The sequence below is a fragment of the Pseudomonas sp. BF-R-19 genome (assembly GCF_019956445.1).
Taxonomy (GTDB): Bacteria; Pseudomonadota; Gammaproteobacteria; order Pseudomonadales; family Pseudomonadaceae; genus Aquipseudomonas; species Aquipseudomonas fluorescens_BH.
Genome location: NZ_JAHBDN010000066.1, coordinates 1 through 11,993, shown reverse-complemented (window position 1 = coordinate 11,993; position 11,993 = coordinate 1). Strand labels below are relative to the sequence as shown.

9 protein-coding genes are annotated in these 11,993 nt (G+C 61.5%); 7 read left to right on the top strand and 2 right to left on the bottom strand.

Annotated elements, in window-relative coordinates; genetic code table 11:
- The first annotated feature begins 148 nt into the window (after positions 1-148).
- Positions 149-1,957 (top strand): monovalent cation:proton antiporter-2 (CPA2) family protein, encoded by a 1,809-nt coding sequence (locus KGB28_RS19135; protein WP_223447089.1) that lies wholly within the window; start codon positions 149-151, stop codon positions 1,955-1,957.
- Positions 1,958-2,117: 160 nt separating this feature from the next.
- Entirely contained in the window at positions 2,118-3,215 is a 1,098-nt protein-coding gene (locus KGB28_RS19130; protein ID WP_223447087.1) for a DNA alkylation repair protein, read from the top strand.
- Positions 3,216-3,322: 107 nt separating this feature from the next.
- On the opposite strand, the gene KGB28_RS19125 is transcribed toward KGB28_RS19130, so the two are convergent.
- The gene (locus tag KGB28_RS19125) at positions 3,323-4,225 is read right to left on the bottom strand and encodes a LysR family transcriptional regulator (RefSeq protein ID WP_223447085.1); all 903 of its coding nucleotides are present in this window, start codon (positions 4,223-4,225) and stop codon (positions 3,323-3,325) included.
- A gap of 132 nt (positions 4,226-4,357) precedes the next feature.
- Between KGB28_RS19125 and KGB28_RS19120 the strand changes: the two genes are divergently transcribed.
- Complete coding sequence (locus KGB28_RS19120; RefSeq protein ID WP_223447083.1) at positions 4,358-6,019, top strand: GMC family oxidoreductase; 1,662 nt, start codon at positions 4,358-4,360, stop codon at positions 6,017-6,019.
- 140 nt (positions 6,020-6,159) lie between these two features.
- Entirely contained in the window at positions 6,160-7,782 is a 1,623-nt protein-coding gene (locus KGB28_RS19115) for an MFS transporter (RefSeq protein ID WP_223447081.1), read from the top strand.
- A gap of 54 nt (positions 7,783-7,836) precedes the next feature.
- Here the strand turns inward: KGB28_RS19115 and KGB28_RS19110 are convergent, their stop codons facing one another.
- The gene (locus tag KGB28_RS19110; RefSeq protein ID WP_008046975.1) at positions 7,837-8,205 is read right to left on the bottom strand and encodes a DUF427 domain-containing protein; all 369 of its coding nucleotides are present in this window, start codon (positions 8,203-8,205) and stop codon (positions 7,837-7,839) included.
- Positions 8,206-8,460: 255 nt separating this feature from the next.
- Here KGB28_RS19110 and KGB28_RS19105 point away from each other — a divergent pair, with 255 nt between their 5' ends.
- The 3 genes from KGB28_RS19105 to KGB28_RS19095 all read left to right on the top strand — a co-directional run bounded on the left by KGB28_RS19105 (position 8,461) and on the right by KGB28_RS19095 (position 11,835).
- Complete coding sequence (locus KGB28_RS19105; protein WP_263296833.1) at positions 8,461-10,407, top strand: DNA topoisomerase III; 1,947 nt, start codon at positions 8,461-8,463, stop codon at positions 10,405-10,407.
- Between the two features lie 72 nt (positions 10,408-10,479).
- The gene (locus KGB28_RS19100) at positions 10,480-10,983 is read left to right on the top strand and encodes a GNAT family N-acetyltransferase (protein ID WP_223447077.1); all 504 of its coding nucleotides are present in this window, start codon (positions 10,480-10,482) and stop codon (positions 10,981-10,983) included.
- 522 nt (positions 10,984-11,505) lie between these two features.
- Positions 11,506-11,835 (top strand): hypothetical protein, encoded by a 330-nt coding sequence (locus KGB28_RS19095; RefSeq protein WP_032829393.1) that lies wholly within the window; start codon positions 11,506-11,508, stop codon positions 11,833-11,835.
- Positions 11,836-11,993: the final 158 nt, after the last annotated feature.

Sequence of the window (11,993 nt, the reverse complement as noted above, 5' to 3'; positions counted from 1 at the left end):
CATGACCAGGAAACATTGTGGGAGCGAGCCTGCTCGCGAAGGCGGCGGCCCAACTGTAAAGACCTGACTGACAACCCACGGTAGATCTTCGGCGAGCCCAGCCTTTATCCTTGACGCCCCCGCTGTGTCGAGTTCTGGAGTTTCGCCCATGCCCCATGAAGGCAACCTGCTACAAGCCGCTGTCGTATTTCTGATGGCGGCCGTGCTCATCGTTCCCTTGGCCAAGCGCCTGCAACTGGGGGCGGTTCTGGGTTATCTGTTTGCCGGGGTGATCATCGGCCCGTCGGTGCTGGGCCTGATCGACAATCCGCAAAGCGTCGCGAACATTTCCGAACTCGGCGTGGTGTTGCTGCTGTTCATCATCGGCCTGGAACTGTCGCCACGACGCCTGTGGGTGATGCGCAAATCAGTGTTCGGCGTGGGTCTGGCGCAAGTGTTGCTCACCGGCACTGTGATTGGCGTGGTGGCGCTGTGGCTGTTTGGCCAGCCGTTGAACACCGCGATCGTCCTCGGCCTGGGCCTGGCGCTTTCGTCCACGGCGTTCGGCCTGCAAAGCCTGGCTGAACGCAAGGAACTGACCAGCCCCCACGGGCGGCTGGCGTTCGCGATCCTGTTGTTTCAGGACATCGCCGCGATCCCCTTGATCGCCATGGTGCCGTTGCTTGCCGGTGGCGATCACAGCACCTCCGCCAGCGAAAACCTCAACCACGGCCTGCAAGTGCTGGCCAGCATCGCCGTGGTGGTGATCGGCGGGCGTTATCTGCTGCGGCCGGTGTTTCGCGTGGTGACCAAAACCGCGTTGCCGGAGGTCTCCACCGCCACGGCGTTGCTGGTGGTGATCGGCACGGCATGGCTGATGGAGCTGGTCGGCATTTCCATGGCCCTGGGCGCCTTCCTCGCCGGCCTGCTGCTGGCGGACTCCGAGTATCGCCATGAACTGGAAGCCCAGATCGAACCGTTCAAGGGCCTGTTGCTCGGGCTGTTTTTCATCAGCGTCGGCATGGGCGCGAACCTGAGCCTGTTGCTGAGCATTCCGGTGGCGGTGTTGGGCCTGACCTTGCTGCTGATCGCGATCAAACTGCCGCTGCTGTTCCTGGTCGGTCGCCTGGCCGGGGGCTTGAAAAAGGTCAGTGCGATCCGCCTGGGCATCGTGTTGGCGGCCGGTGGTGAGTTTGCCTTTGTGGTGTTCAAGATCGGCCGCGACCACGGGCTGTTCGCCACCGAACTGTATGACTTGCTGGTACTGACCATCACCCTGTCCATGGCCGTGACGCCGCTGTTGCTGCTGCTTTGCGCACGCTTGGTCAGCCCGAAGGTGCAACCGGTGGAAGTGCCGGAGAAGTTCCGCGAAATCGACGCCGACGCGCCACGGGTGGTGATCGCCGGCATGGGTCGCATGGGCCAGATCGTTGCGCGGATTCTGCGCGCGCAGAACATCAAGTTCGTGGCCCTCGACACCTCGGTGGAAACCATCGAACTGTCCCGCAGCTTCGGTGGCGTGCCGGTGTTCTACGGCGACCCGATGCGCCCGGAAATCCTCAACGCGGCCAAGGTCGGGGAAGCCGAGTATTTCGTGATCGCCACCGACGACCCGGACACCAACATCAAGACCGCCGAACTGGTGCGCAAGCTCTACCCGCACATGAAAATCATCGCCCGCGCCCGTAACCGCCAGCATGTGCACCGGCTGATGGACGTCGGCGCCCACGCCGTGCGCGAAACCTTCCATTCGAGCCTGGAAATGAGCCGGCAAACCCTGATCGGCCTGGGATTGACCCAGGCCCAGGCGGATGCGCGGATCAAACGCTTCAAGCAGCACGACGAAGAGGTGCTTGAAGCCCAGCATGCGGTGTATGACGACGCGGTGAAAGTGATGCAGACGGCGCAGGAAGCGCGGGTTGAACTGGGCAGGTTGTTCGAGTCGGATCAACTGCAGGAGCAGGCGGGCAAGAATTGAGGTGACTATTCGGGCCTCTTCGCGAGCAAGCCCGCTCCCACAAGGGATCGCTACCAGGCTCAATATTTGTGAGCACCAGAGATCCAGTGTGGGAGCGGGCTTGCTCGCGAAGAACGATAACGCGGTGTGATGGAATAACCACAACTTCAAAGGAGCCACCATGACTGACCAACCTGCCCCCGCCCTCAAGGAAATCTTCAACGCCGAGCGCCTCCAGCACATCGCCAGCGAAATGACCGCTGTCTATCCGCCATTCGAGGCCAGGCGCTTCCTGAAGCTGGCCCAATCCGGCCTGGCAGAGCTCAGCGTCATGCAGCGCATGGCCCGGGTCAGCGAGTGCCTGCACGCCGTGCTGCCCCTGGACTACGCGGCGTCGCTGCAGGTGCTGCGCGCCCTCGCCCCGCGCCTGAACAGCGGCTTCGTCAGCATGTGCCTGCCGCACTATGTCGCCAGCTACGGCGGCCATGCGTTCGATCAGTCGATGGACGCGCTGAAGTACTTCACCGCTTTTGGCTCTTCGGAATTCGCAATCCGTCACTTTCTGCGCAGTGACCTCGAGCGCTCACTCAAGCTGATGCACGACTGGTCACTGAACGACAACGAGCATGTGCGGCGCCTGGCCAGCGAAGGATGCCGGCCGCGCCTGCCCTGGTCATTCCGGCTGGAGACCATCCAGGCCGATCCGACACTGGCCGCGAACATCCTCGACAACCTCAAGGCCGACACCAGCCTGTACGTGCGCAAGTCCGTGGCCAACCACCTCAACGACATCACCAAGGATCATCCCGACTGGGTGCTCGGCCTGATCGAAGGCTGGTCGCTGGACAACCGGCACACCGCATGGATCGCCAAGCACGCCCTGCGCAGCCTGATCAAACAGGGCAACCAGCGGGCACTGGCGATCATCGGCGCGGGCGGCAAGCCTGAAGTCGAGATCGTAGATGTGAAAGTCGAACCGTCGGTGATTGGCCTGGGAGAAAAAATCACCCTGTCGTTTGCCGTCAGATCCACGGCAGAAAGCAGCCAGCGCCTGGTGATCGATTACGCCATTGATTACGTCAAGGCCAACGGCAGCACCTCGGCGAAGGTGTTCAAGCTCAAGGCGCTGACGCTGCCGGGCAACGCGGTTGAAGCCGTCAGCCGTGGTCAGCAGATCAAGGAGCTCACCACCCGCCGGCATTATGCGGGGCGCCATGCGGTGCATGTCATGGTCAATGGCGAGCGGCTGGCCAGTACAGCGTTCGAGATTCTCGTTTAAACCATTAGATCAATTGTGAATCTACCGACGCCTTCGCGAGCAAGCCCGCTCCCACATTGGAATGCGTTCCCCCCTGTGGGAGCGGGCTTGCTCGCGAAGGCGTCAGCTCAGGCACCGAGGGAAACAGCCCCCTGCAACAACCCCTGCTCCCGCTCACACAACTCCACCACATAATCCCACAACACCCGCAACCGCACCGATTTGTGCAGCTCCCGGCGGGTGCTGATCCAGTAGCTGCGCTGGATGCTTTCGTCCGGCAGCAACGGCACCAGACCGGGATCGGCACTGGCCATGTAGCACGGCAGCACGGCAATCCCCAGGCCTGAGCGTGCCGCCTGCTGTTGGGCGATCACGCTGGTGCTGTGAAACACCACCCGGGGGTTGCGGCAGAAGCTGTTGAGGAACATCAGTTCCTGGCTGAACAGCAAATCATCGACGTAACCGATCCACGCATGGCGCCCAAGGTCCTCACGACTGCGCAACGGCGGTGAGCGGTCGAGGTAGTCCTGGCTGGCGTAAAGCGCCAGGCGATAATCGGTGAGTTTGCGGGTGACCAGCATGTCGGCGGCCGGGCGTTCGAGGTGGATGCTGATTTCCGCCTCGCGGTTGAGGATGCTGACAAAACGCGGCACCGCCACCAGTTCCACCTCCAGCCCCGGATAGCGCTCGAACAAGCCGTTCATGCGACTGGCGAGGAACATGATGCCCAGCCCTTCCGTCACCCCGACGCGGATCTTGCCCAGCGGCGCGGTGGATTGGGTGATTTCCTCCTGGGCCAGCAGCGCCACGTTCTCCATCGCCTCGGCGTGTTTAAGCAGCGCCTCGCCCGCCGGGGTCATCTCGTAACCCTGGGCATGCTGAACGAACAACGCCGTACCGAGGCTCCTTTCGATGGCCTCGATGTGCCGCGCCACGGTGGCGTGGGTGGTGTTCAAGCGCCGGGCAGCCGTGAGCAAACGCCCGCTGCGCTGCAACTCGAGAAAAAACCGCAGGTCATTCCAGTCGAACATGAAGCGTCCTTGTTCGTTGCCGTTCGGAACGCTGTTTAAAAACGCACAGCGGCTGCGCAAAAACTAACATTCTTTTGACGAAAGCTAACAACTAGGATGACAGACAACAAGAACAACAACACGAGGTCAGGGATGCAGACTTCCCTAGATGAATACGATTACATCGTGGTCGGGGCCGGGCCGGCCGGGTGTCTGCTGGCCAATCGACTGTCGACCAATGCGCAGCATCGCGTGTTGCTGCTCGAGGCCGGTGGCCGCGACAACTATGCGTGGATACACATCCCCGTGGGCTACCTGTTTTGCATCGGCAACCCGCGCACCGACTGGTGCTTCAAGACCGAAGCGCAACCGGGCCTGCAAGGCCGCGCCCTGAGCTACCCGCGCGGCAAGGTACTGGGCGGCTGCTCCTCGATCAACGGCATGATCTACATGCGCGGCCAGGCCGGCGACTACGACCGCTGGGCCGCCGACGGCAACCCTGGCTGGAGCTGGCAAGACGTGTTGCCGCTGTTCAAGCAGAGTGAAAATCACTTTGCCGGCGCCGCCGAATTTCACGGTGCCGCAGGCGAATGGCGGGTCGAACGCCAGCGCCTGTCATGGCCGATTCTCGATGCGTTCCGTAGCGCCGCCGAACAAAGCGGCATCGCCAGCATCGATGACTTCAACCAGGGCGACAACGAAGGTTGCGGCTATTTCCAGGTCAATCAGAAGGCCGGCATCCGCTGGAACGCGTCCAAGGCCTTTCTCAAACCCATTCGTCAGCGTCCCAATCTCACCGTGCTGACCGCTGTCGAAGTCGACCGCGTGCTGCTGGACAATGGTCGCGCATCGGCGATCAGCGCCCGCTGGCAAGGCCAGGCGAAAACCTTCAAGGCGCGCAAGGAAATCGTCCTGTGTGCCGGCTCCGTCGGTTCACCCAGCATCCTGCAACGCTCCGGCATCGGCCCGCGTCCGCTGCTGGAGCGGCTGGGCATCGGCGTCGCCCATGAACTACCCGGCGTCGGTGGCAACCTGCAGGATCACCTGCAACTGCGGCTGATCTACAAGCTGGAAAATGCCCGCACCCTGAACCAGATTGCCGGCAGCCTGTGGGGCAAGATGGGCATGGGCCTGCGCTACCTGTATGACCGCAGCGGCCCGCTGTCCATGGCGCCGAGCCAGTTGGGCGCCTTTGCCCGCTCGGGGCCGGAGCAGACTTCAGCCAACCTCGAATACCACGTACAACCGCTGTCGCTGGAGCGCTTTGGCGAACCGCTGCACGCGTTCCCGGCGTTCACCGCGTCGGTCTGCGATCTGCGCCCGCAAAGCCGTGGCCGGGTGGACATCCGCTCCGCCGATCCGCAAGAAGCCCCGCTGATCCAACCCAATTACCTGAGCCACCCAGAGGACCTGCGGGTCGCCGCCGACGCCATTCGCCTGACCCGGCGCATCGTCGCCGCCCCGGCCCTGCGCGCCTTCAATCCGGTGGAATACCTGCCCGGCGACAGCCTGCAAAGCGAAGAACAACTGCACGAAGCCGCCGCGCGGATTGGCACCACGATTTTCCATCCGGTGGGCACCTGCCGCATGGGCAATGACGCCGACGCCGTGGTCGACGCGCAACTCAAGGTCCATGGCATCCCCGGCCTGCGCATTGCCGATGCCTCGATCATGCCGCGCATCACCTCGGGCAATACCTGCTCGCCGACACTGATGATTGCCGAGAAGGCTGCGCAGATGATCCTCAACTCCGCTGCAAACACATCACCTGTGGGAGCGGGCTTGCTCGCGAAAGCGGTGGATCATTCACATTGATGTTGAATGACACGACGCTTTCGCGAGCAAGCCCGCTCCCACAAGGACCGCATTAGATTCAAGGACATCGAGCATCATTCCTACAAGGAACACGCAACACCAGTGGAACAACAAAAACAATCACTGTGAGGGATACCGGTATGTCAGAAAACGTTCAAACCCTGGAAGCCGTGCGCAGCGCGGGCACCAGCCAGGAAACCCAGAAAGTCATCTTCGCCTCGTCCCTAGGGACGGTCTTCGAGTGGTATGACTTTTTCCTCTACGGCGCCCTCGCGGCGGTGATCAGCAAGCAGTTCTTCGCCGGGGTCAACGACACCACGGCGTTTATCTTCGCGCTGATGGCCTTCGCCGCCGGCTTCATCGTCCGACCGTTCGGCGCGCTGCTGTTCGGGCGGTTGGGGGACATGATCGGGCGCAAGTACACCTTCCTCGCCACCATCGTCCTCATGGGCCTGGCGACGTTCTGCGTCGGGCTGCTGCCGACCTACGCCAGCATCGGCATTGCCGCGCCGATCATCCTGGTGGTGCTGCGCATGCTCCAGGGCCTGGCCCTGGGCGGTGAATACGGCGGCGCCGCGACCTATGTCGCCGAGCACGCGCCCATCGGCAAGCGTGGCTTCCACACCAGCTGGATTCAATCCACCGCGACCCTGGGCCTGCTGCTGTCGCTGCTGGTGGTGCTGGGTTGCCGCTACTTCACCGGCGATCAGTTCGAAGTCTGGGGCTGGCGCATTCCGTTCCTGTTTTCCATCGTGCTGCTGGGTATCTCGACCTGGATTCGCATGAGCCTGCACGAGTCGCCGGCCTTCGTGAAAATGAAAGAAGAAGGCAAACTGTGCAAACAGCCGATTCGCGATTCCTTCGGCAAGTGGGAAAACCTCAAGGTGGTGTTGATCGCCCTGTTCAGCATCAACGCCGGGCAAGCGGTGACCTTCTACGCCGCGCAATTCTATGTGCTGTTCTTCCTCACCCAGTTCCTGAAAATGGACCCGGCGGTAGCCAACGGCTTGCTGATTGTCAGCGTGACCATTGGCGCGCCTTTCTTCATCTTCTTTGGCTGGCTGTCGGACAAGGTCGGGCGCAAACCGGTGCTGATGATCGGCCTGCTGCTGGCCACCGCGCTGTACTTCCCGATCTTCAAGACCCTGGCCCACTACGCCAACCCGGCCATCGACCAGGCCAGCCGCCAGGCACCGATCACCGTGATGGCCGACCCGGCCACCTGCACCTTCCAGTTCGACCCGGTGGGCAAGGCGAAATTCGACAGCCCGTGCGACAAGGTCAAGACCTTCCTGGTCAAGCAGGGCCTGCCGTACCAGAGCGCAGCGGCCCCGGCCGGCAGTGACGTGCAGGTCAGCGTCGGTGACATGAAGATCGATGGTTTCGACGAAGCCGCCTTGCGCGGTGCCGTGACCCTCGCCGGTTACCCGAAACAGGCGGACATGCAGCAGATCAACAAACCGATGATCGTGGCGCTGATCGTCGCGCTGATCATCATCTCCGCGATGTGCTACGGCCCGCTGGCGGCGTTGATGGTCGAACTGTTCCCGACCCGCATCCGCTACACCTCGATGTCCCTGCCCTACCACATCGGCAACGGCTGGTTCGGCGGTTTCCTGCCGACCGTGTCGTTCGCGTTGGTGGTGTACACCGGGGACATCTTCTACGGGCTGTGGTACCCGGTGGTGATCACCGGGGTGAGCCTGGTGGTGGGGATGATTTGTCTGCGTGAGACGCGCAACGTGGATCTCGACAAGAACTGAGGTAATGCCTGCCGACGAGGGAGCTGACTCCCTCGTCGCGCCGATCAACCCCGATCAGACCTCGGCATCGAGCAACTCGAACTTCACTTGATCCGGGTAGAACGCCAGGTATCCGCGGATTTGCTCCACCGACACCTTGGGATCTTCGTAACTCCACACCGCGTTGGCACTTTCATGCCCCGGCACCTGCAGGCTGAAATAGCTGGCATCGCCCTTGTAGGGGCAATAGCTGGTGTGGTCGGTGCGGGCGAAATACTTCTCGTCGATGTCCTCTCGCGGCACGTAGTACACCGGCGGGTAATTGGCCTCCAGCAACACCAGGGCCCGTGCCGAGGCGGCCACTTGAATACCGTGAAATCTCACCAGCAGACAGCCAGGCTGCTCGGCGATGGTGATGACAGGGCTAGGACCGGAGCTTTTCATGGAAAACGTTCCTCATGACGGTGATGGACCTGCAAATCGTTGTGGGAGCGTGGCTTGCCCGCGATGGGCTGCGCAGCAGCCCCAAAACCTGAAACCTCGATTTATCAGGTATAACCCAAGTTTTACCCTCGCGACTGCTTCGCAGCCGAACGGGAGCGACACACCAAGCTGTACATCCATACAGATAAAGATTGCTCCATCGCCCATCAAGCGCCATTCTGTGCACCCTTGGCATATTGATCGACGATGGTGGTTATGCGGCTGTACCTCTGTGAAAAACCTTCCCAGGCCAAAGACATTGCGGCAGTCCTCGGCGCCCGGCGCCGGGGCGATGGCTGCTGGCTGGGAACGGACGTCACGGTGACCTGGTGCATCGGCCACCTGCTGGAAACCGCACCGCCGGATGCCTACGACGCGCGCTACAAGCGCTGGGTGCTGGCCGACCTGCCGATCATTCCGGAAAAATGGAAAATGACCGTCAAGCCACGCACCGCCAGCCAGTACAAGGCGGTCAAGCGCCTGCTCGGTGAAGCGTCCGAACTGATCATTGCCACGGACGCCGACCGCGAGGGCGAGATGATCGCCCGGGAACTGGTGGAGCATTGCCGCTATCGCGGGCCGATCCGCCGCCTCTGGTTGTCGGCGCTGGACGATGCGTCCATCCGCAAGGCCCTCGCGGCCCTCAAACCGGGGAACGAGACCTTCAGCCTCTATCACTCGGCCCTGGGGCGTTCCCGGGCCGACTGGCTGATCGGCATGAACATGAGCCGACTGTTCACCCTGCTGGGGCGCCAGTCTGGCTATCAAGGCGTGTTGCCGGTCGGCCGGGTGCAAACGCCGACCTTGCGCCTGGTGGTGGATCGCGATCGCAGCATCGCCGACTTTGTGCCCGTCCCCTATTGGGCCATCGACGTGCAACTGCTGCACAACGGCACCGCGTTCACTGCGCAATGGCGCGCGGCATCGGAGCTTTGCGACGATCAGGACCGCTGCCTGAATCAGGCATTGGCACAACAAGCGGCGGCGGCCATGAGTGGTGCGGCCAGTGCGCGGGTGATCAAGCTGCGCACCGAACGGATGCGCGAGGTGGCCCCGCTGCCGTTCGACCTGGGCACTCTGCAGGAGGTCTGCTCGAAGAAGCTCGGCCTCGGCGCCCAGGAAACCCTCGACATCGCCCAGGCACTCTACGAAACCTATAAAGTCATCACCTATCCACGCAGCGATTGCGGCTACTTGCCCCTCAGCCAGCACAGCGAGGCACCGGCCATTCTGGCGGCGTTGCGCCAGGCCGATCCGGCGTTGAACGCCTTGCACGATCACCTTGATCCGCAACGGCGCTCACGGGCCTGGAACGATGCCAAGGTCAGCGCGCACCACGGCATCATCCCCACCGCTGCGGCAAAGAATCTCGACAAGCTGGCGGGCAAACAACGTGCGGTCTACACCCTGATTCGCGCTCGATACCTGGCGCAGTTCCTGCCCAATCACGAATACGACCGCACCCAGGCCGACTTCGACTGCGCTGGCGAGGCCTTGCGCGCTGTCGGCAAGCAGATCATCGAGCCGGGCTGGAAACGCGCCCTGCCCGAAGCGCTGGCCCCGGCCAAGGGGCGCGAAGCTCCCGCGCCGCAGACCCTGCCCAACCTGGCCGAAGGCATCGATTGCGCAGTGGCCGGCGTGCAATTCAAGGACCTCTGGACGCAACCGCCAAAGCCGTTCACCGAAGGCGATCTGATCAAGGCCATGAAGAATGTCGCCAAACTGGTGCAAGACCCGCTGCTCAAGCAAAAACTCAAGGACACCACCGGCATCGGCACCGAAGCGACCCGTGCGTCGATCATCCAGGGCCTGCTCGATCGTGGTTACCTGATCAAGAACGGCAAGGCCCTGGCCGCCACGCCGGCCGCGTTCAGCCTGATCGATGCCGTGCCGCGGGCCATCGCCGATCCGGGCACCACGGCGATCTGGGAACAGGCTCTGGACATGGTGCAAAGCGGGGAAATGAGCCTGGAAGAGTTCGTCACCAAACAGGCGGCGTGGATGAGCAAGCAGGTCAGTCGCTGTGCCGGGCTGAGCCTGACCATCAGCGGCCCACCGCCGGGCGGTTCCGCCGCTGCCCCTTGGAAGAAAAAACAAAAAGGCGCCCCGCGCAAACCAGCGAGCGGCACCAGGCGCAGGGCAAAGCCGGCAAGCAATACCTGAACCCGACACCGAACCTTGCGGCCAACCATAATGAACGGTGTCCTTGCCCCGGCGTAACTGGAGCCAACCCGTATGCTTTCGATAGAACTGCACGCTGCCCAACGCGATGAGCTGGAAACCATCGAGAACCTGATGCAGTTCTACACCTACGACTTCAGTGAATGGTTGCCGCTGAAACTGGGCGAATACGGTTTGTTCAACATCCTGCCCATGCCCGACTACTGGCGAAACCCGGCCACCCGGCCATTCCTGATCAAGGTCGACGGTGAACTGGCCGGCTTCGTGACCGTGGATAACCAGGTCCATCTACCCGGTGCCGACTACAACATCGGCTATCTGTTTGTCAGCCGACGCTTCCGTGGCCGGGGTGTCGCGCGATTTGTCGTTTCCACCCTCTTGAGTCGATTCCCCGGTCAATGGCAGATTTTCCACATCGAGGCGAACCAGCCAGCACGCTTGTTCTGGGCCGCCGTGATGCCGGGGCTCGGCGTTGACGGGTTCACCTTGCATCAACAGCTGGTAGACGGTCATTCCTGCACTTTTTACCGCTTTGAGTGTCCGCCTTTGTCGTCCTGACCGACACGACCTCGCCCCCCGCGCTAATTCCCAACAGCTTTGTCCGACAATATGTAGTGACTGAAAATATTCACTACAAAACCGTTGACGCCTCCGATTTGCCCTTGCATGATGCAGACGTCTCCCCGATCGGGAGTACAGGCAACACGTTTGAGCAAGCTCGTCTGACCGCCGAGCTGTTTTTCCCGGATACACGCTGCCCACAAGGCAGATTGAAGAAGCTGACCTGGCCTGAACGTCCAGTACAAGGGCGAGAAGTCTTGGCGAGCAATCCTCATGAAGCTTGTGGCCGACCCTGAAAACGTCGGCAGTGGCCTTAAGGTTTTCGCCGCTTCTCTTCGTTGTGACGCTATTGCGTAGCAGTTATTCAACACGACTACATGCAACAGACGCAGGACCCCGCCCGATAAGGCGGTCGAACGCTGACGTCCTGGTTTCGGTGCCAGGGATCAACTAACCGATGGGCTACCTGTATTAGCGAACCAACTTTGAAAGATCACCAATTGGTCAAGGGGCTTTATGATGAATCTGAACAATCAACCAACTATCGATGAACTGGCTCGTATCTTCGCTGCAAAGAAAGACAGCCACGACAACCATATTCTCTGGATCAGCAAGTGTGGCCAGGTTCATATCGACTGCCTGTCGCCGCACGCCCATGAAGCAGAGTTCGACCAGAACAACCAGAACCTGCTGGCCCGACTGAAGATGTACCGTCGCGGCCAGGGTTATGTCGGCAAGAAAGCCGCCGCCGACAAGGACTTCATCGGTAATGTTCTGCAAACCCTGAAGCAGGCTTGGGCCTCGATGCAGAACCAGAACGAAGTTCGGGTGATTGACCGGTTCTACTGATTGAATGAGTCATTACTGACTTATTGATAAACAAGGCCTGCTCCCGATAAGGAGCAGGCCTTTTTTTATGCCAGAACGAAGATCAACTGTGGGAGCGGGCTTGCTCGCGAATGCGGTGTGTCAGATAACACTATGTCAACTGATACACCGCATTCGCG

Bases quoted from the DNA above. Each gene is read 5' to 3' on its own strand.
- KGB28_RS19135 (WP_223447089.1), top strand. From the start codon at position 149: ATGCCCCATGAAGGCAACCTGCTACAAGCCGCTGTCGTATTTCTGATG.
- KGB28_RS19130 (WP_223447087.1), top strand. From the start codon at position 2,118: ATGACTGACCAACCTGCCCCCGCCCTCAAGGAAATCTTCAACGCCGAG.
- KGB28_RS19125 (WP_223447085.1), bottom strand. From the start codon at position 4,225: ATGTTCGACTGGAATGACCTGCGGTTTTTTCTCGAGTTGCAGCGCAGC.
- KGB28_RS19120 (WP_223447083.1), top strand. From the start codon at position 4,358: ATGCAGACTTCCCTAGATGAATACGATTACATCGTGGTCGGGGCCGGG.
- KGB28_RS19115 (WP_223447081.1), top strand. From the start codon at position 6,160: ATGTCAGAAAACGTTCAAACCCTGGAAGCCGTGCGCAGCGCGGGCACC.
- KGB28_RS19110 (WP_008046975.1), bottom strand. From the start codon at position 8,205: ATGAAAAGCTCCGGTCCTAGCCCTGTCATCACCATCGCCGAGCAGCCT.
- KGB28_RS19105 (WP_263296833.1), top strand. From the start codon at position 8,461: ATGCGGCTGTACCTCTGTGAAAAACCTTCCCAGGCCAAAGACATTGCG.
- KGB28_RS19100 (WP_223447077.1), top strand. From the start codon at position 10,480: ATGCTTTCGATAGAACTGCACGCTGCCCAACGCGATGAGCTGGAAACC.
- KGB28_RS19095 (WP_032829393.1), top strand. From the start codon at position 11,506: ATGAATCTGAACAATCAACCAACTATCGATGAACTGGCTCGTATCTTC.